At 38.5% G+C, this 21,807-nt stretch carries 27 protein-coding genes; 17 read left to right on the forward strand and 10 right to left on the reverse strand.

What is annotated here, in order from left to right; translation table 11 throughout:
• Positions 1-201 precede the first annotated feature (201 nt).
• Entirely contained in the window at positions 202-825 is a 624-nt protein-coding gene (locus ACH0CI_RS08465; protein ID WP_155007959.1) for a LysE family translocator, read from the forward strand.
• Between the two features lie 271 nt (positions 826-1,096).
• The gene (locus tag ACH0CI_RS08470) at positions 1,097-1,942 is read left to right on the forward strand and encodes an N-acetylmuramoyl-L-alanine amidase (RefSeq protein ID WP_406901256.1); all 846 of its coding nucleotides are present in this window, start codon (positions 1,097-1,099) and stop codon (positions 1,940-1,942) included.
• 46 nt (positions 1,943-1,988) lie between these two features.
• Here the strand turns inward: ACH0CI_RS08470 and ACH0CI_RS08475 are convergent, their stop codons facing one another.
• The 6 genes from ACH0CI_RS08475 to ACH0CI_RS08500 all read right to left on the reverse strand — a co-directional run bounded on the left by ACH0CI_RS08475 (position 1,989) and on the right by ACH0CI_RS08500 (position 7,474).
• A complete protein-coding gene (locus ACH0CI_RS08475; RefSeq protein WP_013083905.1) occupies positions 1,989-2,306 on the reverse strand; it encodes a DUF3243 domain-containing protein in 318 nt (105 codons plus the stop codon).
• 219 nt (positions 2,307-2,525) lie between these two features.
• Positions 2,526-3,032: a PCYCGC motif-containing (lipo)protein gene (locus tag ACH0CI_RS08480; RefSeq protein ID WP_080974266.1), complete on the reverse strand. Its 507-nt coding sequence runs from the start codon at positions 3,030-3,032 to the stop codon at positions 2,526-2,528.
• An 84-nt stretch (positions 3,033-3,116) separates the two neighbouring features.
• The gene (locus ACH0CI_RS08485; RefSeq protein ID WP_335708341.1) at positions 3,117-3,737 is read right to left on the reverse strand and encodes a class I SAM-dependent methyltransferase; all 621 of its coding nucleotides are present in this window, start codon (positions 3,735-3,737) and stop codon (positions 3,117-3,119) included.
• 58 nt (positions 3,738-3,795) lie between these two features.
• Positions 3,796-6,354, reverse strand: a complete 2,559-nt coding sequence (locus ACH0CI_RS08490) for a heavy metal translocating P-type ATPase (protein WP_335708340.1) — start codon at positions 6,352-6,354, stop codon at positions 3,796-3,798.
• 31 nt (positions 6,355-6,385) lie between these two features.
• A complete protein-coding gene (locus ACH0CI_RS08495; RefSeq protein WP_335708339.1) occupies positions 6,386-6,745 on the reverse strand; it encodes an ArsR/SmtB family transcription factor in 360 nt (119 codons plus the stop codon).
• 300 nt (positions 6,746-7,045) lie between these two features.
• Positions 7,046-7,474, reverse strand: a complete 429-nt coding sequence (locus tag ACH0CI_RS08500; RefSeq protein WP_335708338.1) for a PAS domain-containing protein — start codon at positions 7,472-7,474, stop codon at positions 7,046-7,048.
• Between the two features lie 187 nt (positions 7,475-7,661).
• On the opposite strand from ACH0CI_RS08500, the gene ACH0CI_RS08505 reads away from it, so the two are divergent.
• The 8 genes from ACH0CI_RS08505 to qoxD all read left to right on the forward strand — a co-directional run bounded on the left by ACH0CI_RS08505 (position 7,662) and on the right by qoxD (position 14,277).
• Positions 7,662-7,901, forward strand: coding sequence for a hypothetical protein (locus ACH0CI_RS08505; RefSeq protein ID WP_033580560.1), 240 nt, complete (start codon positions 7,662-7,664; stop codon positions 7,899-7,901).
• A gap of 80 nt (positions 7,902-7,981) precedes the next feature.
• Positions 7,982-8,134: a hypothetical protein gene (locus ACH0CI_RS08510; RefSeq protein WP_335708337.1), complete on the forward strand. Its 153-nt coding sequence runs from the start codon at positions 7,982-7,984 to the stop codon at positions 8,132-8,134.
• 479 nt (positions 8,135-8,613) lie between these two features.
• Entirely contained in the window at positions 8,614-8,961 is a 348-nt protein-coding gene (locus ACH0CI_RS08515; protein ID WP_335708336.1) for a rhodanese-like domain-containing protein, read from the forward strand.
• Positions 8,962-9,268: 307 nt separating this feature from the next.
• Positions 9,269-9,847, forward strand: coding sequence for a hypothetical protein (locus ACH0CI_RS08520; protein WP_013057828.1), 579 nt, complete (start codon positions 9,269-9,271; stop codon positions 9,845-9,847).
• A gap of 566 nt (positions 9,848-10,413) precedes the next feature.
• Positions 10,414-11,367 (forward strand): cytochrome aa3 quinol oxidase subunit II, encoded by a 954-nt coding sequence (qoxA, locus tag ACH0CI_RS08525; RefSeq protein ID WP_013057827.1) that lies wholly within the window; start codon positions 10,414-10,416, stop codon positions 11,365-11,367.
• Between the two features lie 46 nt (positions 11,368-11,413).
• On the forward strand, positions 11,414-13,357 hold the full coding sequence (gene qoxB, locus ACH0CI_RS08530; protein ID WP_013083896.1) for a cytochrome aa3 quinol oxidase subunit I: 1,944 nt from the start codon (positions 11,414-11,416) through the stop codon (positions 13,355-13,357).
• Positions 13,357-13,965 (forward strand): cytochrome aa3 quinol oxidase subunit III, encoded by a 609-nt coding sequence (gene qoxC / locus ACH0CI_RS08535; protein WP_013057825.1) that lies wholly within the window; start codon positions 13,357-13,359, stop codon positions 13,963-13,965. The genes qoxB and qoxC overlap by 1 nt, the downstream gene beginning before the upstream one ends.
• Before the next feature lie 3 nt (positions 13,966-13,968).
• Positions 13,969-14,277: a cytochrome aa3 quinol oxidase subunit IV gene (qoxD, locus tag ACH0CI_RS08540; protein WP_013057824.1), complete on the forward strand. Its 309-nt coding sequence runs from the start codon at positions 13,969-13,971 to the stop codon at positions 14,275-14,277.
• Positions 14,278-14,306: 29 nt separating this feature from the next.
• On the opposite strand, the gene ACH0CI_RS08545 is transcribed toward qoxD, so the two are convergent.
• Both ACH0CI_RS08545 and ACH0CI_RS08550 read right to left on the reverse strand, forming a co-directional pair.
• On the reverse strand, positions 14,307-14,645 hold the full coding sequence (locus ACH0CI_RS08545) for a hypothetical protein (RefSeq protein WP_028414424.1): 339 nt from the start codon (positions 14,643-14,645) through the stop codon (positions 14,307-14,309).
• Between the two features lies 1 nt (position 14,646).
• Positions 14,647-15,426, reverse strand: a complete 780-nt coding sequence (locus ACH0CI_RS08550) for an undecaprenyl-diphosphate phosphatase (protein WP_025751115.1) — start codon at positions 15,424-15,426, stop codon at positions 14,647-14,649.
• A 181-nt stretch (positions 15,427-15,607) separates the two neighbouring features.
• On the opposite strand from ACH0CI_RS08550, the gene ACH0CI_RS08555 reads away from it, so the two are divergent.
• The 3 genes from ACH0CI_RS08555 (at position 15,608) to ACH0CI_RS08565 (ending at position 17,626) form a co-directional block, all read left to right on the forward strand.
• Positions 15,608-16,021, forward strand: coding sequence for a hypothetical protein (locus tag ACH0CI_RS08555; protein WP_406901259.1), 414 nt, complete (start codon positions 15,608-15,610; stop codon positions 16,019-16,021).
• A gap of 101 nt (positions 16,022-16,122) precedes the next feature.
• A complete protein-coding gene (locus ACH0CI_RS08560) occupies positions 16,123-16,665 on the forward strand; it encodes a GNAT family N-acetyltransferase (protein WP_406901260.1) in 543 nt (180 codons plus the stop codon).
• A gap of 133 nt (positions 16,666-16,798) precedes the next feature.
• On the forward strand, positions 16,799-17,626 hold the full coding sequence (locus tag ACH0CI_RS08565) for an LCP family protein (protein ID WP_406901261.1): 828 nt from the start codon (positions 16,799-16,801) through the stop codon (positions 17,624-17,626).
• A 34-nt stretch (positions 17,627-17,660) separates the two neighbouring features.
• On the opposite strand, the gene ACH0CI_RS08570 is transcribed toward ACH0CI_RS08565, so the two are convergent.
• Positions 17,661-17,924: a hypothetical protein gene (locus ACH0CI_RS08570; RefSeq protein ID WP_013057818.1), complete on the reverse strand. Its 264-nt coding sequence runs from the start codon at positions 17,922-17,924 to the stop codon at positions 17,661-17,663.
• A 413-nt stretch (positions 17,925-18,337) separates the two neighbouring features.
• Here ACH0CI_RS08570 and hutI point away from each other — a divergent pair, with 413 nt between their 5' ends.
• Both hutI and ACH0CI_RS08580 read left to right on the forward strand, forming a co-directional pair.
• Entirely contained in the window at positions 18,338-19,615 is a 1,278-nt protein-coding gene (gene hutI, locus ACH0CI_RS08575; RefSeq protein ID WP_335708352.1) for an imidazolonepropionase, read from the forward strand.
• Positions 19,616-19,690: 75 nt separating this feature from the next.
• A complete protein-coding gene (locus tag ACH0CI_RS08580; protein WP_335708351.1) occupies positions 19,691-20,065 on the forward strand; it encodes a DUF7674 family protein in 375 nt (124 codons plus the stop codon).
• 47 nt (positions 20,066-20,112) lie between these two features.
• Here the strand turns inward: ACH0CI_RS08580 and ACH0CI_RS08585 are convergent, their stop codons facing one another.
• Positions 20,113-20,406, reverse strand: coding sequence for a DUF3817 domain-containing protein (locus ACH0CI_RS08585; RefSeq protein ID WP_013083888.1), 294 nt, complete (start codon positions 20,404-20,406; stop codon positions 20,113-20,115).
• Between the two features lie 260 nt (positions 20,407-20,666).
• On the opposite strand from ACH0CI_RS08585, the gene ACH0CI_RS08590 reads away from it, so the two are divergent.
• Both ACH0CI_RS08590 and ACH0CI_RS08595 read left to right on the forward strand, forming a co-directional pair.
• Positions 20,667-21,242, forward strand: coding sequence for a TetR/AcrR family transcriptional regulator (locus ACH0CI_RS08590; protein ID WP_335708350.1), 576 nt, complete (start codon positions 20,667-20,669; stop codon positions 21,240-21,242).
• A gap of 33 nt (positions 21,243-21,275) precedes the next feature.
• Complete coding sequence (locus ACH0CI_RS08595) at positions 21,276-21,725, forward strand: DUF6188 family protein (protein WP_034270292.1); 450 nt, start codon at positions 21,276-21,278, stop codon at positions 21,723-21,725.
• Positions 21,726-21,807: the final 82 nt, after the last annotated feature.

Genomic DNA, 21,807 nt, shown 5'->3' on the forward strand with positions numbered 1-21,807 from the left:
TGAATATAGATTTCATGTTTTCAATTGCTTCTAGCAGTTGATTGGAGGACAAGGTGAAGCCTTGCACGGAAATCAACTTTAGATTAGATTGATTTAGTTATGTCCCAGCCTTTTTTTTATGGATGAATTTTCTTTTTTTGAATACTAGATAGTAAAAAATGCTATAATGGTTGGCAAAATCATGCAGGGGGAGAACGAATTATGGATATCGTATCAATCACTTCTTTTTTAGGTGTAGCCGCTTTGCTTACGGTTATGCCTGGTCCTGATAACTTATTTGTTTTAGCACAAAGCATATCAAACGGTAAATATGCAGGGATTTCGACTTCATTAGGTCTTTGCACGGGCTTGCTTGGTCATATAGCAGCGGCAACGTTGGGTCTGTCGGCTATTATTTATCAATCAGCTTTAGCATTTGCTATTGTCAAATACGCTGGGGCAGCTTATTTATTATATCTGGCTTATAAGACGTTTACAGCGAAAGATTCCGCTCTCGCTGTTGAAAATAAAGAAGCCGTTGAGTACAAGATGCTATATAAAAAAGGAGTGATTATGAACCTGCTAAATCCAAAAGTTTCGCTTTTTTTTCTTGCTCTTTTACCTCAGTTTGTTAATCATTCAACCGGACACGCCACACAGCAAATGCTTGTTTATGGAGCTGTGTTTTTAGTTCAAGCGCTGATTATCTTTACGTTAATTAGTCTATTTGCAGGGAAAGTAGGGGAGTTTTTGCGAAAATCTCCGGCGCTGTCTAAGCGGCTTAATCTCGTGCAAGGCTCTATCTTTACGCTTATTGGCTTAAAAATTGCTTTTAGTGAGAAATAGCAAAAGATAAGATGGCGAACCTGCTTTTTATCTCTATTAAAAGGCGTGGACATAGGTTAGTTAAAGGGAGATCCGAACGATAAATCCAATTCGTTCGGATTTTTTATGTTTATGGTAAAATCCAGTTTTTTAAGTTATTGTTCTCTAACCTTTAAGAGGACGAACCCTTCTTGTCCACTTACATATATATATAGAATGAGAGATAAAACATCGGACAAAGCCGGTGTTAACCCCAAGTTTTTTCATATTATGGCTGAAAGGAAAGGTTCACATGAAAAAAGTATGGCTAGATGCAGGGCACGGCGGTACAGATTCAGGCGCTTTAGGAAATAATTTACGTGAAAAAGATATTACGCTGCAGCTTGTATTACACGCGCGGGCGTATTTAGAGCATAACTATTTAGTAGATGTTCAAGTAACTCGTTCAACCGATGTGTTCGTTTCATTATCAGATCGAGCGAACCGAGCTAATGCATGGGGAGCAGATATATTTGTTTCGATGCACATTAATGCCGGCGGAGGTACTGGATTTGAAACGTATCGCTATCCATCACAAGAGGGAAGTCAATCTTCTCTTTTACAAAAAGAGCTTCATGCAGAGATTTTACCAACCATGCGCAAATTTGGAACGATTACAGATCGCGGTTTAAAAACAGCTAATTATGCTGTACTGCGTGAAACAAATATGCCTGCTGTTTTAACTGAAAACTTGTTTATCGATACAACAGCCGACGCTGAAAAACTAAAAAACGCGACGTTTCTTCGTGAAGTGGGAGAAGCACACGCGCGTGGAATTGCTGCGTATTTAAACTTACCTTCTACTAGCGTTACATTCTATACCATTCAATCTGGAGATACGTTTTATAGCATTGCAAAGAAGTATAATATCACCGTTCAGCAGCTGCAGGATGCAAATCCCGGCGTAGATCCTACCAAACTGCAAATTGGGCAGCAGATTGTTCTTCCTGTCACTACGTATACTGTACAAGCAGGAGATACGTTCTATAGCATTGCAAAGAAGTGTAATATGACTGTTCAGCAGATGCAGGATGCAAATCCCAGCGTAGATCCTACCAACCTGCAAATTGGGCAGCAAATTATCATTCCCGCTGTTTAATATCTGTAAATAAAAAAGATGACACGGCAGCGTGTCATCTTTTTTATTATTGAACTAATCTTACAAGCATATGGGCAAGGTGATGCTGCTGTTCTTTGTCTCCAACTTTCCACAGTTCGTGAAGCAGGTTTTCCTCTCGATTGCGAGGCTCTTCATGCTTAGCGAGATAATCAGCTACTTTCTGAGCTGTTTTAGCCAGCTGTTCCTCATTCATCCCTAACTTTTCACCTTTTGAGACCTTGTCCCCTAGATAACTTTTAAATCCTTCGAAGCTAGAGAGAATATCCTCTTTTTTCTCCTCGCTCATAGAATTAATTGCTCCTTCAACTTTTGCTGAATGATTTGTTTCTACAGAATTACTCATAGATTTTTTCTCCTCTCATGGTTATATTTGGGTGTTAGAAAGCATATTCCCTGAGGATTCAGTAAATAAACGTCCAAATGTGTTATTTTTACATGATGGCGTTTTACAAGGACTTAAAAAGGTGAGGTCAAACGAGATTTTATCAACCAATAATAAAATGACAAAAAAAGACTTTGAATAAAGAAATCAAAGTCTTTTCATGATTTTTATACTGAAGCATCATACTTCCGGCGTAGGAGTAGGCGTGGCATAGCCTTCCTTATATTTATGATCAATTTCTTGACGAATGTCTTCGATGCTTTTGCCTTTGCTGTAGTCTACTACAGCTTGAGCCGCTATTTCTAAGCAGACACCGCATTTTGTTCCGTGATCATCCCACGTTACTGCGCCGTTTTCTTTGTTTTCAAAGATAAAACAGTCGTAGTTGTTTTGATGATTAGCTTCTTCTCCACATCCGCAGTAGCAAGGAATGTTTTCTAGTAAGGTTTGATGCTTAGCAGCGGCTGCATAAATAAGTTGCATATCTTCGGGCTTGTCACTCAGAAAGGAAGGGAGAGTTTCACTATTTTTTGTTTCTTCTCGTTTATCCCCTAATGTGTGCGGTTGATGTTCTTCATGTTGTGTTGTTTCTGTATGTTTGTTAGCTGAACTTTCTTTACTTTCGTTTCCACAGCCGGACACCATGCCTGCTGCAAGGACAACTGGTATGACCTTTGATTTCATCATCAAAATGTTCATCCTTTCTTCAATTAAAGATAGAAAATAATATGTACATCCATCACGTTAAAAAGACATCATTCGTCTTTGAAGTCATTCATCAACTTTCTGCAAAATAATTTTCCGATACATACCTTTCAACATGACGCTTGAATTTTCCTTCAAGATAAGCTGATCCCGGCTTGCTTCAAGCATATGTTCAAAAGAGAGGCCAATATCTGTTCCTAGTAATTTTACGAAGAGGCGGAATATTTTTTTAGGAAAAGCCGCGGATTTCTTTTTGGTTTCAAATTTATCAAAAATCAGGATCGTTCCCTTAGGCTTTACTACTCTTGTCATTTCTTTTAAAGTTTGCTCAGCGTCAGGTACTACGCTAAGAATCAAGCTTGCTACAACAACATCAAACGAAAAAGAGTCGAATGTTAGCTGCTGAGCGTCCATTTGGTGGAAAGTTATAGACGGGTTTTTGTATTTATCTTTTGCTTTTTGAAGCATTTCACTGGAATAGTCGATGGCTGTTACATTTACTTGATGAGGAATAAAAGCTAAATCGGCACCCGTTCCAACACCTACAAATAAAATGCGCTGCTCAGACGAAAAGGGGACATCTTGAAAGACTTTTTTTCTGGCTCGATAAAACATCCCGTTATTAAAAAAGACATCATAAAAAGGGGCCCAGCACTTATAAATAAATTGGTTCCAGCGGTTATTCACGTAAACCCTCCTAAAAAATAAGCTTTCCAACGCATGCTGGAAAGCTTATAGATTCCATTTATTTTTTCATTTTGAGTAAGCGAAGGCTGTTTAAAATAACAAGTAGCGCTGCTCCTGTATCGCTTAAGACGGCAATCCACAGAGTAAGCCACCCTGGGAAGATAAAGGCTAAGGCAATGACTTTAACAATAATAGAAAACCAAATGTTTTGTTTGATAACAGCTAACGCTTTGCGACTTAGCTTCATTGTATGAGGAAGCTTTTCTAAATTGTCTGCCATCAGGACAATATCAGCTGTTTCCATGGCTGTATCAGTACCAGCACCGCCCATTGCAATGCCAAGATCAGCAGTAGCAAGGGCAGGGGCATCGTTAATTCCATCTCCAACCATAGCCGTTTGATACCCTTCATGTTGAAGCTGCTGTATGGCCTTTACTTTGTCTTCAGGCAGCAAATCAGCGAAATAGCGGTCTACCCGAGACTGAGCAGCAATCATTTTAGCTGTTCCTTCGTTATCACCGGTTAACATCACAATTTGCTGCATTCCGTTTTGCTTAAGGCTTTCTAAAGCAGATATGGTTGTATGTCTGATGGTATCAGCTACGCTAATAATGCCTAGAACACTTTTAGCTGTTCCGACAATAATAATCGTTTTACCTTCGTTTTGAAGCTTTTCAATCTGAGACCAGCAGTGTGTTAGAGGTGTTCCTAAATCTGAGAATAATTTTGCGTTACCTGCGTAATAAACCGTGTCTTGAATTGTTGCTTGCACGCCTTTTCCCGTAAGGATTTTAAAATTTGATCCTTGTAAAGAAACGACTTTTTTCTCCGCAGTATAATCCACAATAGCGCGGGCAATAGGGTGATTCGAATAATCTTCAAGCGTTTTGGTTATCGCTAAAAGCTGATTTTCTTCAGCAGCAAGGGAAACAACTTCTGAAACGGCTGGTTTGCCTTCTGTTAGCGTTCCTGTTTTATCAAAAGCAATCGCATTGATTGCACCGGCTTTTTCTAAAAACGTCCCGCCTTTAATGAGCACACCATTTTTCGCCGCGTTTCCAATCGCAGATACAATGGCGACGGGAGTCGAAATGACTAGCGCGCATGGACAAGCGACAACTAATAATTCAAGCCCTTTGTAAAACCACTCGCTCCATGCACCATCAAACAGGGGAGGGATGACCATAATGAATAAAGCTAAAATAAAGACAATAGGTGTGTAAATGGTTGCAAATTTATCAACAAATGCTTGAGTCGGCGCTTTTTTCTCCTGTGCTTCTTCTACTAAATGAATGATTTTAGCAATGGTCGTATCTTCGACTAGCTTTGTGACTTTAATTTCTAACGATCCGCTTTCGTTAATCGTGCCGGCATAGACAGCATCGCCCATTACTTTATCAACGGGAATAGATTCACCTGTAATAGGAGCTTGGTTGATACTGGATTCCCCGTTTATAATTTCACCATCGAGCGGAATTCGGTCTCCTGGTTTTACGACAATCGTGCTGCCAATTGAAATATCTTCCGCAGCTTTTTTAATCAGCTGCCCGTTTTCCTTTACCCATGCTTCAGAAGGAGCTAAATCCATCAAACCTCGTATCGAGTTTCTTGTTTGTTCAATTGATCTTGTTTGCAGAGCTACACCTAAAGCAAATAGCCAGACGACCGTAGCACCTTCAAGCCATTCACCAATAACAGCTGCTCCAAGTGCTGCAACGGTCATTAAAACATTCATGTCTAAAGAACGGCTTTTGATTCCGTAATAAGCACTTTTAGCCGGCTTATATCCGCTAACAATCATGGCAATAGCGTACAGTACAGTTGTCATATAAGAAGCAATTCCTGTATGAGAACCGATAAAACCTAGTGCGATGAGAATACCTGAAAAAATAATCGGACCATTTTTGCCTTTATGGTGTCGAGATTCAGCGGGCTGCCTGCTGCTGGTCACTAAAGTAGCGGTATACCCAGCTTTAGATACTTCTTTAATAATGTCATCAGCTTCATTATCATGTTCAATTTGTGCTTTTCCCGTTGAAAAGTTAACGCGTACGTCTTTGACAGCAGGAACTGTTTTTAAATGATTCACAATCGTGTTTGCACAAGCTGCACAGTCCATTCCTTCAATCAAATACGTTTTCATTTTCTTATTTGATTGAATAGGCTCAATACTAAAGCCCAGTCTTTCCACTGAGTTTGGAATGAGTGACAGAGCTGATTCACTTGCCGCCGCCACTTGAAGCTTTCCTGTATTGTAGTTGATTGCTACGTGTTGAATATCGTTTAACGTTTTTAAACTTTTTTCAATCGTAGCAGCACAAGAAGGACAATCCATTCCATACACGCGGTATTCAGCCGTTTCTTCTATGTCACTGCCTGTTGCTATATCGTGATCGCTGCAGCACGAATGCTGGCTTTTATCGGTCGTTAACGCACTTGTATCTGAACAGCAGCTGTGACTGTGTGCGTGACTCTTTGTACTACAGGAAGAAGGTTCTTCAGTAGGTGCGGCTTCTGAAGAAGAGGAGCAGCAGGGGCTGTTCTCAATTTCTGATGAAGAAGGGCCGCTGCAGCAGCTTCCGGTATGGTGATGATGTTTTTTATCTTCGTGTTTCATTGTGTCCCACTCCCTATACGGTAAGAAAAACTTAAATGGTTACATCTTCTTTTTTAGCAAACATAATATCAATTACTTGTTTAATATGTGCATCCCTTAAAGAATAAAAAGCTAACTTTCCTTCTTTGCGATAATTGGCAATTCCTATATTACGCAGCAGTCTTAAGTGATGAGAAGCAGTCGCAACTGTAGAGCCTACAATATTGGCTACGTCACATACACATAATTCCTCGCCTTTATACAGAGCCAAGACAATTTTAAGCCTCGTTTCATCTCCTAACGCTTTGAACAGGGCAGAAACCCCTTGAACAGCTTGGGCATCGATGGCAGGCTTAATACGATTTACTTTTTCCTCATTAAAACAATAAATATCACAGCGGTCTTTTGGCATGATTTCCTCCTTCATTCAAACATTCAAATGATTGTTTGTTTATAATATATGTCAATTTAAAAAAATGTTCAAACATTTATTGATTATTCGGACTTTTTTTCTGAGCAAAACATAAATATAGGAAGAATAAATATGGAAAGTATGCCTATTAGTGTATGTACTCTGTACTAAATGGTGCGGGCGAAAAGAGAATGACTTTACGTGTAGAACAAAACAAAAAGCCACCCCTATAGGTAGCCTTTCAATGACTTTTAAAAATGAGAGAAATAACCGAATACAGCGCAAATTATGTTCATTTGGTTATCGTTTTAATCGATTAAATAATAAATCTGCTGCATTATTTAACACCTTGTCCGATTCTTTTAATCGCTTGTCTGAGTTTTCTAAATAGGATTGAGCAGATAATACAACATCTAATGGATCCTTGACATTTTTCTTTTCAGTGCATACTAAATGACCAACATTATTTTTCCAATGAATCGTGCATTTAAAATTCACAAATGTATCATCGCTCGTTCTCAAACGCAAATGCCTGATGATGGGGTTAGATGAAGATTGCTGTGACAGCATCCACATTGCTTGTTTCCGGTCGTCTTTATGAATAATGCTCCACAGACTGGAGACTGAAGAAAAATAAGAATGTGCTTGACTAGAAAAATGCAGGATTTCACCTTCTTGATTTAATTGAAAGTAAGGAACGGGGATCCATTTAAGTATGTTACTTTCCATCATGCACCTCTCCCAACTTAAGTAATCTCTTTTACCATATCACAATTACCTAATATTTGTATGATTTTTATCATTTTTCCCACTCTTTTCTCCGTTTTAACCTGTAAAAGCTACCGAATTATTCAGTTTAAAACACTTGAAAAAGGAACGTGTGTTCGGTAAACTAAAAATTAAAGGAGCGAATTCTATGGAACGGCTACTTCAAGAAAGCTACTCTTCGAAACGACCTGTTGAAATTATTTATATGGATGATAAAGGATGTTTGACACAGCGATTTATCATTGTGTATAAAATTGATCCTCAGAGCGTAAAAGCTTGGTGCTTACTAAGGAACGAGAAACGAACGTTTAAAATAGAGAATATCCTTTCATGCGGATTCAGCAATAAAAGGAAAAGCAGTTTTAGGCAGAAAGCTCACTCAATTTAAGAGGGGCTTTTTCATATCATTTCCTCTTATGGCGTGTGAGTTATTTTCATACACTATATCCACGAGAAAGGGGAATGAACATGACATTAAACCAAGGAAAGAAAACTAAACATATTGCTAAAGGGAGCACGGAAGAAGAAAATATGACAATGCAGGGTGAGAAAAAACCGCATGAAGCACAAAGTACCTCTTTGTCTCATAATAATTGTCGTGCAAACCTTGACGGAGATTAATCTAGCAAAGGAAAGCTTTCGTCTCCGAGGCTTTCCTTTTTTGTGTATATTGCATTTTTAAGTTAACTCGTATTTTTCTGAGCCAATCACAATATAGTCTTTCGCTTCACGTGTTCATACTATCCTATCTCGCATCCTTCGTTTTTAGAATCATTTTTCTGACGTTCTTGCAACATTGGGTCTGCTATATTACTCATAAGCGACCCTTAGCTTTAACGGGAAAGAAGAGGGGAAATGAAGATAAAAATTTTGCGTTTCTTCATTATAAGAAGAAAAAACGATCTGTTTACTAGTATTTAAATCTTTCGAAAAATCAAAATAAATAATGATTGATTTCGTCACTTTATTGTGGTTTCATAATAAAGTGTAAAAAGACCATTTTTCTTTCAGAGAGAAATGAGATAGAGTACTTCTGTGTTGATTCTTTCTTTTGAATATAGTATACATACAGGGGTATAGAAATTAATTGGGAGGAAAACATGGCGATATTATATATGAGCATAGGTATTTTACTTTTATTAGTTTGTTACAGTTTTTATAAACGCTATGTTCCGGTGCAAGGAATAAAGAAAGTGACGACCGCCGACTGTGCTTCTACAACGATTTCGTATGTAGATGTTCGTCATTTTCATGAAATGAAACAAAACCCCTGTCAAAAAGCAATCCATATTCCGCTTCCTTATTTAGAGAGACAGCATGCAGAAATTCCATATAAAGAAGTGGTCGTAATTGTTCCTGACAGCATTTCCCGAAATTTAAGCATTCGGCAGCTCAAAAAACATGGATATCAGGTCAAAGGATACATGTGTGCGGAAAGATGTGTATAATAAAAAAACGGCAAATAAGCCTTAAACGACTTTGATATAGAAGGATATAATAGATAAGCTAAGCGATACTCATTTCAAAATGGGTATCTTTTTTTGCTTTAAGGATTAAGAAGGGGAGTGGAGATCGGTTTCTTTTGGTTCAACAGCTACTGAGTCTTTTAGCGTATTTTTATGACAAAAGGTTTGAAAAATCCCTTTTGTGGTAAAAAAAAACGTAGTTCTCCTAGTGCATAGACAGAGGTTTAATAGGAAGTTATAATTTAGGCAATTACATAAAAGGGGAGTAAGCTAAGGAAGGTGAATAGATGTGCGAAAGATAAAGCGGTTGCTATTTCTGTTCATTTGTATAGCGGTTGTAATTGTTGCGTATGAGATGATTCGATATCCGATTGAAAACAATGCTGCAAGTGTGCAGCAGCATTTGCGAAATTGGGAGCATAAAGAAAGTATTGATGGTTCTGCAAGGATTACGCTGCAAGATTTTAAACGGGTTGATCACTCTAATACATACATAGCCTTATTCTCCATACCTGGTGATAAAGAAGGAATGGCCGTATTGAAGCAAGGATGGAACAAACGCCTGCGTATTGAAGTCAGTACCAAAATGAGCAATTTAGTGGATTATGATGATATCCATACAAATAAAGGTACATATGCGCTGTTTACAGGAACAAATAGAAGTAAACAAATTGAGCGCGTAAAGGCGGCTCTGGTGCACGATACATATACAATTGATGCCGCGGTTCCAAAAAGTGATTATTTTGTGCTGTATGAAAAAATACCGAGTCATATTAAACATCCGTTTCCAGCAACGACAACGCTGCTAGATAAAGCAGGGGATGATATCACGGTTAAAGAATTTATGGATCAAGAGCTGCGTGAATAACACGCGGCTTTTTTCTATAATAAAAAGCTTTTTAAAAAAATTCACGTTTTGTTCATATTTTCGAAAGAAAGAATTTTAAGCAAAAAAATCAAATATTTGCTACAAAACAAAGGGGAATTAACGGGCAAAATAAGTTTCATACAGGGCGTCACATTTTCTTTGAAAATTTGTCACAAAATATTCAATTATGTCGATGTGTATTGATATATCAATGTTGAAGCAAACATGCAAAGCTATTTTTGCAGTTATTCCTAAAGAAATAGTTAAGAAATGGGAGCTGAATCCTTTTATTTACATTTATTCATACCAAATTATGTGATAGAATATCGCAAGGTTGAAGCACTCTAACCCCATTGGTACAGTCACTATATTAGAATATTTTTAATATAAAAAAATAAAGCAAAAGGGACGAAAAAAATGTCATTTTGTATTACAATAGTAGTGGCCTACAAATAAGGGGGAAGAGAGTCTGTATAAAAATGTCGTTATCTAGCGAAAGATAGCGCATTTTGAATGTTCATCAATATAGGCTTCGCATCATGTGTTGTTAGAAAGGAGAGTTTTAAGTGAAACCAAAAAAAGGATTTTGGAAGCTAGTAGGTTTACTATCTGCGCTTTCACTAGTATTTTTGAGCGGTTGTTCAAAACTTGCTGTATTGAACCCGCAAGGTCCTGTTGCAAAAACGCAATCTGATTTAATCATTTGGTCTATGTGGATGATGTTGATCGTGGTTGTTGTCGTATTTGCTATTTTTATATTTGTTCTTGTCAAATATCGTGAAAAACCTGAAAACATGGACTATGAGCCACCTGAGCAAGAAGGTAACTTAAAGATGGAGGTTATTTGGACAGCATTCCCAATCATCATCTTAATTCTATTAGCAGTGCCAACTGTTAAAGCGATCTACTCTGCAGAAGAAGTACCGGCAGAATCAAAGGATAAAGATCCAATCGTGATTCACGTTACATCTGCAAACTGGAAATGGATTTTCAGTTATCCGGAACAAAATATCGAGACGGTTAACTACGTAAACATTCCAGCAGATACGCCAGTGAAATTTGAGTTAACAGCTCAAGGACCTATGAACTCATTCTGGGTACCAGAACTTGGCGGACAAAAATATTCGATGAACAATATGTCAATGCCATTATACTTAGAAGCTGATAAGCCTGGTTCTTATATGGGACGTAGTGCTAACTTCTCGGGTGAACATTTCACTCAAATGCAGTTCGAAGTTCAAGCTCAAACGGACAAAGACTTCAAAGAGTGGGTTAGTGACGTAAAAGGCACAGCTGGTAAATTGACTGAAAAGAAATATGATCAAATCCTAAGCCCAGGCGTTGTTGGTCGTCAAACTTACAACGGTACACATTTAAAATGGATTGACCATGCAAAAGATGTATACATTCCTGGCAAAGAGCTAGAACGTGGTACAGGACATGATCACAGCAAGATGAAAGAAGACGAAAAAACGAGTAATGAAGAAATGGAAAACATGGATCACTCAAATCATGAATAACATTCATTTATTACACTAAATAACGTAATGATTGGGGGAAGACATAATGAAGCTAGATGAATTTTTCGTCACTGGCGAACCTATGATTTACGCTGCTGACGCAGCAATCGCTATGACGGTCATCGGTATCGTTTTTGTCTTAACATATTTCAAGAAATGGAAATGGTTATGGACAGAATGGTTAACAACAGTTGACCATAAAAGACTCGGTGTCATGTACATCCTTTCAGCTGTATTAATGCTTTTCCGCGGCGGAATTGATGGAATCATGATGCGTATGCAGCTTGCATTCCCGGGTATGAACATTTTAGATGAACATCACTACAACGGAGTCTTCACGGCTCACGGTGTTATCATGATCTTATTCATGGCAATGCCATTTATTATCGGACTAATGAACGTAATCGTTCCATTACAAATTGGTGCGCGTGACGTAGCATATCCGTTCTTAAACGCAATCAGTTTCTGGACATTCTTTATGGGAGCAATGCTATTTAACCTTTCTTTCGTAATCGGAGGAGCTCCTGATGCAGGTTGGACAAGTTACTTCCCGCTTGCAGGTAAAGAATTCAGTGAGGGTATTGGAAATAACTTCTATGCCGTTTCACTACAGATTGCTGGTGCTGGTACATTAATGACTGGTATCAACTTCTTTGTAACAATTTTAAAAATGCGTGCCCCTGGCATGACAATGATGAAAATGCCAATGTTTACTTGGTCAATCTTCATCACATCAATTATTATCATTTTCGCGTTCCCTGTATTAACAGTAGCGCTTGCACTTATGACACTTGACCGTGTATTCGGAACAGCCTTCTTTACAATGGCTAACGGCGGTCTTCCAATGATGTGGGCTAACTTATTCTGGATTTGGGGTCACCCTGAAGTATATATCGTTATTTTACCGGTATTCGGTGTCTTCTCAGAAGTTATCAGTACACATTCTCGTAAGAACTTATTCGGTTATAAAGCAATGGTAGTATCAATGGTCGGTATCGCATTCTTAAGTTACCTTGTATGGGTGCATCACTTCTTTACAATGGGTAACTCACCGTCAGTTAACTCGTTCTTCTCAATCACAACGATGTTAATTGCAGTACCAACCGGAGTTAAAATCTTTAACTGGCTCTTTACAATGTATAAAGGCCGTATCAAATTTACGACTGCGATGCTTTGGTCATTAGCGTTTATTCCAAACTTCGTAATCGGTGGGGTAACAGGGGTTATGCTTGCGATGGCATCAGCCGATTATCAATATCATAACAGTTACTTCCTAATCGCTCACTTCCACTATGTATTAATCTCTGGTACAGTGTTTGGCTGTTTCGCAGGTTTATACTTCTGGTATCCGAAAATTTTCGGTCACACGTTGAACGAAAAATTAGGAAAAATTTCATTCTGGATTTTTGTTGTTGGATTTAACGTATGTTTCTTCCCACAATTCTTCCTAGGTTTAGACGGTATGACTCGTCGTATGCAAACTTATGCAGACAACCTTGGCTGGAACGGATTAAACTTAGTTTCAACAATCGGTGCATTCTTAATGGGTCTTGGCTTCTTCGTATTAGTAGTTAACTTGTTATACAGTGCATGGAAAAACAAACGCGACACTGCAAACGATCCTTGGGATGGTCGTACACTTGAGTGGTGGACTAAATCACCAGTTCAAGCTTACAACTTTGCAGTAATTCCTCATGTGAAAGAAATGGATGCATTCTGGCACATGAAAAAACGTAATGAAACAGAAATTAAAGCAGAAGACTTAAAACCAATTCACTTACCAAGCAACTCTGGTGTGCCGTTTATCTCAGGTATTTTCTGGTTTATCGGTGGATTTGGCTTAGTATTTGAATGGATTCCAATGGCAATCGTTGGATTAGCAGGTATTTTTGCTTGTATGCTTGCTCGTTCATTTGATTATGATCCGGGCTTCTATGTAAAAGTAGATGAAATCAAGAAGGTTGAAGGAATTACAGGGGGTGACAAATAATGGCAGGACATTTAGATAAATCATTGCCGTTAGAATACCAAGAAGAACAAAGTCGCCTGAATATCCTTGGATTCTGGATTTTCTTAGGTGCCGAGATCGCGTTGTTCTCTACGCTGTTCGTAACGTACTTAACGTACCATACGCGTACAGCGGGTGGCCCTACTGCAGAAGAACTGTTCGTTGTTAAAGATTTTATGATCGAAACGCTGTTACTACTATTCAGTAGTTTCACGATGGGAATTGCCATCTTTAAAATGCGTAATAATGATTTAAAAGGACTTTTAGTTTGGTTTGTTATTACACTTGTTCTTGGTGGAGGATTCCTTTTCTACGAAATTCGTGAGTTTTACATGTACGCAGTTCACGAAGGTGCAACAATGCAAACAAGTGCCTTCTTATCAGGGTTCTTTACACTACTTGGAACGCACGGTCTTCACGTAACAGTCGGTGTATTCTGGGCAATCAGTATTATTATTCAATTAGTAAGACGAGGATTAACACCAGTTACTGCTCGTAAAGTATTTATTATCGGTTTATACTGGCATTTCCTTGATGTTGTATGGATCTTCATCTTCACGCTTGTATACTTGAACGGATTGGTGGGATAAGACATGGAAAATAAACAAGGCCAAAAAGCAGGTTTTCCGCTTAGTCATGTATTTGGGCTTATCCTTTCACTAGCCTTAACATTCGCAGCGCTTGGTTTAGTAGTGCTAGCTGATCTATCAAGAAGCATTACGATGACTCTTATCATGATCCTAGCGTTATTACAAGCAGCAATGCAGCTAGTAATGTTCATGCACATGACTGAAAGTGAAAATGGTAAAGTACAGGTTGCAAATATTCTTTACAGTTTCTTTATTGCACTTTGTATCGTTGTTGGTACACTGTGGATTCTTGCAGCTCACTTTAACCATTAAAAATAAAACCACTTACTTCGGTAAGTGGTTTATTTTTTTTCATTCAGTTTATATTTCAACGTTTGATATTCTCCCGTAGCCACTTTTTTTACTACTTTTCCTTTATCATCTCTATAAACATTTACTTGTTCGTATACTTCAATTCGGTATCCGCCTCTTTTTTCTGTTTTAACATGAACTTCTTTGACCGACATATTTAATTGTTCCGCAGCGTCTTCATCAGCAGAAGTTTCAACAGCTCCTCCATCAAGTGAAAGGTGAGATAAGCTGTCAAATGACTGCTGGGAATTGTTATCAACATAGCTTGTCACGACTAAAATGCCGGCAAAAAACAATACTAAAAAAAGCGTCCGGACTTTTATCTTCATCTTAAAACACCCCCGTAAACTGACAAACAAGCACGACTGCACCTAATATCCAAACGTAAATCGCAAACGTTTTTAACGAATGATGCTTTAAATAATTGATCATCCATTTTACCGCTACATAACCGAATAAAGCAGATGAAAGGGTAGCGACGAATAAAAAGAAAACGGAGAGCTGCTCGACTTCACCTGTGACTACATCTTTTAACTGAAGTAACACTGCTCCGCAAATGGCCGGAGTCGACAATAAAAAGGAAAAATAAGCGGCTGTTTCACGGTCTAATTTTCGCATTAACGCAGCTACCATCGTTAAGCCAGACCTGGATACAGCAGGGAATATCGCAGCTGCTTGAAACGAGCCGATAAAAAAAGCATCTCCGTATGAAATATGATCCATTTTTTTATAGCCATTTTTTACGGAATCACCAAACCATAACAGCAGTCCCGTCGCAAGAAATTCCCAGCCGATCGTTAGGCCAGATTTAGAAATGCTGTCAAAATAGTCTTTAAACAAAAGACCAATCGCAACTGCAGGGATCGTTCCTATCACTAAAAGCCCTGTAAGCTTGCTAAAGGGATGCCGAATAATATGCCATAGCTCACGCTTATAAAAGACAAACACAGCAAGCAGAGTGCCCATGTGCAGCATCGTATCTAAATACAATCCCGCATCGTCTAAGCCAAATAAGTGGCGCCCTAAATACAAATGCCCCGTGCTGCTTATCGGTAAAAACTCTGTAAGCCCCTGAATGATTCCCAAAATAAATGCTTCAAACCACGACATCTTATCACCTCATACAGCGTGTCCTTATTAGTAGTGTATAGAGGAAGTTCTGAGAACATGACAAAAACATGGAAGTATAGGCATTCATTTAGTGAAATAAATACGTAAAAATAGGTCATAGTATAAGAAGAGACGACCATTCTTATCTCCATCTCATCCACTATGGAAAGAGGTGCTTAAAATGATACGAAAATGGGTTGCTGTATGCTTCGTATTCGCTGCTTTTATTTTTCCGCAAGCAGTAAGTGCTGAACAGCCAAAAGTAGAGGTGTTTCAAATTGAAACGGGCAGAGTCGTTCGTTCAACGCCCAAACCTCCAAATGTTCAAAAAGAAGCCGAAAAAAGTATTGCGTCCATTACTGGTTTATATAAAAAGGCAAGTCCGCTTCCTAAAAAAGGCTATCTTGTTAAAGTACCTCTTGATCCAGCCGTGAAAATTGAAAATAGTGCGGTCAACACGCTGGCAAGTGAAGTTATTTTTGTTCTTGAACCGAACCAAAAACCAATCATGATGGTATTTGACAATGAAAATAGAACCTATTTTTTTGAATTTACTCATGATTTAACTCTTCTCAGAAAAGCATTACAGCTATAAGTCATCGAAATGATGACTTTTTTTTACATAGACAGTTGACAGTTTATTATGATAAATGTAATATATTTAGAAAAGTCAGAAATAATAAGGGGGAGAATTATGTGATAGCTCTACGACCGTTCTCCAAAAAAGACTTTAAACAGCTAATGAATTGGATTCCCTCCGAGTCATTTATGGTGCAATGGAGCGGCTCTAGCTTTTCTTTTCCGCTTACTCCTAGACAGTTAAAACACTACATTCGATATGCAAATGAAGATGGTGCCTCTACCTATGCTTTTTCTGTAATAGATGACAATGAACAGCTTATTGGGCATATTTCCCTGGCTCATATTGATTATTATCATAAAACAGGAAGAATTGGCCGAGTGCTGCTTGGTGAAAAGTATAGAGGAAAAGGGTTTTGCGCGCACATGTTTGAAAAAGTGTTAGCTTTCGGTTTTGAAGAACTGGGCCTTCACCGAATTTCGCTCGGCGTCTTTGATTTTAACGAGCGGGCGATTCAGTCTTATGAACGAATTGGCTTTACACGCGAAGGCCTTCTTCGAGATGTCCGGTTTGTAGATGGACAGTACTGGAGCTTAATTGAAATGAGTATGCTAGAAAGTGAATGGGCACAGCGTGATGTGCATCAAAAATCAAGCTAACATCTACTAGTGAAAAGCCAGCTTCCCAACAAGCGGGCTTTTTTGACGTGTGCTTAAATTTCCTCAAGAAGGTATAAATTTTCATTCATTAAGGCATATAGAGAGTAAGTGATGTGTAAAGGAGGCCGTATGAATGAAAAAATACAAAGTAGGCATCTTAGCGGCATGTATGTTGCTTTTAGGAGCCGCTGGGTTTGGAATTGTCTATCAGCATCAAACATCTGCTAAAGAGCAGCCTCATTCGTTTAATGTACTCGTTATGGGCGTAGATGAAAGGCCAGGCGATACGGGCCGTTCAGATGTATTAATGGTGCTCAATTTAGATAAAAGCCATAATAAAGCAAAGGTTATGCCGATTCCTAGAGATACGCGCGTGCACATTGATGGAAAAGGGACGGATGAGAAAATTAACCATGCTTATCGATACGGAGGCATTCCTTTAACCGTGCGCACGGTTGAGAGTTTTTTAAATATTGACGTTGACTACTATGTGAAAGTAAATATGGAGGGGTTCAAAGATGTAGTCGATGAACTTGGCGGCGTGAACGTGAATAACCCGTTTCCTTTTGTGTTTGATTCATTTATCTTTCCTGAAGGAGAAAATGCGTTGAACGGTGAAAAAGCTCTTGCCTATGTACGGATGAGACATGAAGACCCAAAAGGTGATTTAGGAAGAAACAATCGCCAGCGTCAAGTGGTGGAAGCTCTATTAGATAAAGGAATGAACATGTCAACGGTGAAAAATATCCCAAGTCTTCTTACGCTCGCAAAAAAGCATATCCAAACGAATATTGATGTCAGCGATGCATTTACGATGTATAACGTCATTAAGAATGGACGGCCTGATTTCGAAACGGTAACGGTAAAAGGAGAAGGACAAATGGTAGATGGTACATGGTATTATGTTGTAAAACCATCTGAAAAAAAGCAGCTGAGCGCTATGTTTCAACAAACCCATTAATAAAAAAGAGGGCTGAATTTTTTCAGCCCTCTTTTTATTCACCAATTTCTTCTTGACGCTGCAAGCAGGAAATTTGTTTTTTCTCTGGATGGACACCAAATGTATAGCCCCACGTTTGCAATTTATCTAGAATGATTTCGTCTTTTTTAAAGCCAAAGATCATCACTACATCTTGGTTTTCATCTAAAAGCAAATACTTTTCATCTTTGCGCCACATCGTTAAGTTTGACGCATAGAAAAGATTCCAGCCGTTATTCATGCGATGGCCGGTTGCTTGGTTTTTATAGTTGACAATCATATTTCTTCCTCCATTAGTGAATCTTTCTAAAAGTAAAACTTCAAAGAATATTATAAACGTTCTCTTCCTAGAAATCTATTATTTATCCTATTGAGGGGACCTCGCCGTGATGTTTATAAAATACATGTGATAAAAGATTTAGTGTATAAGGATATATCTGTATAAAACAAGAGTCAATAAGTAAGAAAACGGAGAAAAAAAGGGTCTAAAAGCGTATATAATTGAAAAAAATATAAGTTATCTAGCTTTAAAGACTTAAAAACACGCTTTTCAGACCATGGACATGCTTTTTCAAATTTCTACCTACAAGAAAGAAGGCAGAGGTGCGAAATGTGTAGGTGAATCTAAATGAGTTTACGGTAAACATGGAGCCCCAAAACTTGGTATACGCTAGAAAAGGGGGAAATTCAACGATGTCCAAAAAAGTGCTATGGATTAAAAATGCTTCGCAAGTTGTAACGGCCAAAGAAAATAAAGGTCCTTTAGCTGGAAAAGAAATGAGAAACTTGACGGTGATTGAAAATGGCTCAGTCTGGATAGAAGGAGATCAAATTGTGACCGTAGGTACAACAAAAGAGCTAGAACAAAAATATGAAAGGGAAAGAAATGATGCAACGATTATTGATGCTTCTCACAAAATTGTAACTCCGGGTCTGATTGATCCTCATACACACGCTGTCTACGCTGGCTCTCGTGAAGAAGAATTTTATAGGCGGTTTGAAAGACCAACTTCTTACTTGGATTTATTAGAAGAAGGTGGAGGTATTCACTCCACTGTCGTTCAGACACAGGAAGAGTATGCGTATCGAATTTATCAGCAGAGCTATGAGCGTCTTACGTCTTTTCTAGCTCACGGAGTCACAACTGTAGAAGTGAAAAGCGGATATGGCTTAGAACTAGAAACAGAACTAAAGCAGCTGCAAATCGCTAAAATGCTGAATGATACACACGCAGTTGATGTCATAAGCACCTTCTTAGGAGCACACGTCGTACCTTTAGCATATAAAAGAGATACGCAGAAATACGTCAATTTACTTATTCACGAAATGATTCCTCAAATTTCTTCTTATAAGCTCGCAGCGTTTAATGATGCTGTATGTCTTCCAAATGCTTTTTCATTCAAACAATGCCAAGAAATACTCGAAGCCGGGAAAAGCCATGGCATGCTTCCTAAAATACATGCCGACCCCTTTGAATACTGCAGAGGAGCGGAGCTCGCAGCAGAGGTAGGAGCAATATCAGCAGATTATCTTTTGTATGCTTCTGATGAAGGATTAAAGAAACTGGCTGAAAAACGGATCGTAGCCACACTTTTACCGGGGAATTCCTTATTTGTTGGAATGAAATGGCCAGATGCTAGAAAAATGATCGATTTAGGCGTTCCGGTTACTCTTTCTACAGACTGCAATCCAGGTTCATCTCCAACGACTTCACAGCAATTTGTGATGAATCTGGCATGTATGAATATGAACATGAGTCCTGAAGAAGTGCTTGTAGCCACAACTATTAACGCAGCTCATGCTATTAATCAAGGAGATAAGATTGGGAGTATTGAAGCCGGAAAACAAGCTGACTTAGCGATTTTTAATGTCTCTAGTTATCGAACCCTTCAATATCAGTATGGCTTGAATCATATTGATAGCGTAGTGAAAAAAGGAGAAGTAGTTGTAGAAAACGGTAAAGTTTTGTAAAACAAGTTTATAGAAAAAGAGAAAAGGGTAAAGAATAGAGAATTTGTCACACATGCAAAGGCAGGGAATTTAGATATGATTACAAAACAAAATGTTATTCCATTACTAAAAGAAGCTTGCCCATCTTTTGAGCCAAGCGAAGAAATCAACTTCAACGATAAAGAAGAGCTGCAGTATGAATTAAGCCGAGTAGCGGGTCATTTGATCTCTCTTGAATATAACGGCCAGCTCGAACGTGAACCGGATGTGTTTGAAGCGATTGAACAGCTGTATATAGAAGGTGAATCTGATGTGAAAGAAGCTGTTACAACGGGACTCTTTCAAGCAATGCATGAAATGATTATAGATCAGCAAATTAGTCCAGAAGAAATTGGAATGCTATTAAAACCTCACTCACTGAAGTGGTGGAAAACGATTGACCACTTTAGCGAAAACAGTGCGGAACAGTAAGGAAAAAGAACGTCATGGAAACATGATGTCCGTGACGTTCTTTTCTTTTACTGTTCTTTTTTCAGCTGGCGCTCTAAAATAAAAGGACCAAACGGAATAACCGACATAAGAAATGCAAATAAAGAGCGGCCGATTGACCATTTATGCGCGAATTTTACATGAACGACTGCAAGAGCATACAGCACAAAAAGTGCACCGTGTGCTGCGCCTACAACTGATACAGCTTCGGGTATGCCTGCTGCATATTTTAGCGGCATAGCAATGCCAAGCAGCAGTAAAAATGAAATTCCTTCTAAAATTCCTACTAAGCGCAGGCGACCGATTGGTGATGTAAGAACCATGTTTTCTCCTCCCGTAACGACGGAATAAATTTCTGTATCGATGACAAAAATGTACCATAGCAAGCTCTTCATATACAAGCATCATTTGTATCTGTCACAAAAAAGTCGAAAACGCTTTAATTTGCTCTATAGAAGTGTTGTGTTTAAAAAACGGACATACACTTGTGATGCAATGTATAAAGAAGCACACTACTTGTTGACAAGTTATTTTAATTATTTTATATGTATAGTATCGAAAACGTATGAGAGGATTTTTTACCATGACAAACCGAAAACAGCAGCGGGAGAAAATTTTAGATGCTGCTTTTGAAGTGTTCGGATCCAAAGGTTACTATGAAGCAAAAATGATTGATATTGCTAAACTAGCGGGTGTATCTAAAGGAACGCTTTACTTGTACTTTTCGTCTAAAGAGTCGCTTTATATCGCTGTTAATAATCGTTCGTTTGATGAGTTTTTGTATCATGCAAAGCGAAGAACAGATAAATGCGAAACGTTTCACGAAAAGCTCTATTCAGTTGCGAAACATCACCTGCTCTTTTTTTACGAAACTAAAAAATATCCGGACTCTTTTTGGCAGGCCCCTCACCAAATGCCAGAAATGATGGATCGTCTTCATCAATTTTTTGAGGATTATCACGGGCTTGTTGCTAAATTGATTAAAGAGCAAAAAATAAAAAACGCTTTTTTACACTCAAAAGCGTTTTGCAGCATGTTAAATGGGTATAGGATGGATATCGTTTCCGATGATGATATAACAGAAGAAGATATCATGAACTATGCGGAGTTCATTGTGAACTTATACATTGAAGGCTGCTATTTTGAGACCCAAAAATGACTCGTCGGTACTGGTTGATAATGGAGGGATATGATGAGTAACAGCAGCACAGTAATTAATTTTTCATATTTTCAAGAACAAACCGTTACAAAGGTAAACACAGACAACACCCTGCCGTTTTCTCTTGGATTTAGTAAAGGCGGACTTGTGGCAGAATGTCCATGGAGACTAAAAAACAAACGCAGCATCTTGCTTGGTCAAGCAGACTGGAAATCGCTACATTCCGCCGAGCAGCGTCAGCAAGTCGAAGCGCTGCTGCTTGGCCAGCGCATTCTTTCTATACAGTGGTATGAAGATATCGGTATACTTCGAATTGCGTTTTCTAATGGGTATGCGCTAGATATGTTTCATGACAGCTCGTTTTTTGAAGGCTGGGATTTATATGGTCAAGACGGCTTTTCCTTTATCTCGCTTCCAGGGGGAGCGTGCGACCATCAAATTTCAGTTTGTATAGACAGTTCATCAGCACATGAAAGGAGGTGAGTTTTTTTTACGAAAAACTGACCCATGGGTACTCTAAAATTGTTTAAAAAAATAAAACGGGTCTGCAGCTATTAAAGGATGA

The organism is Priestia sp. 179-F W1.4 NHS, assembly GCF_045369295.1.
Classification (GTDB): Bacteria; Bacillota; Bacilli; order Bacillales; family Bacillaceae_H; genus Priestia; species Priestia zanthoxyli.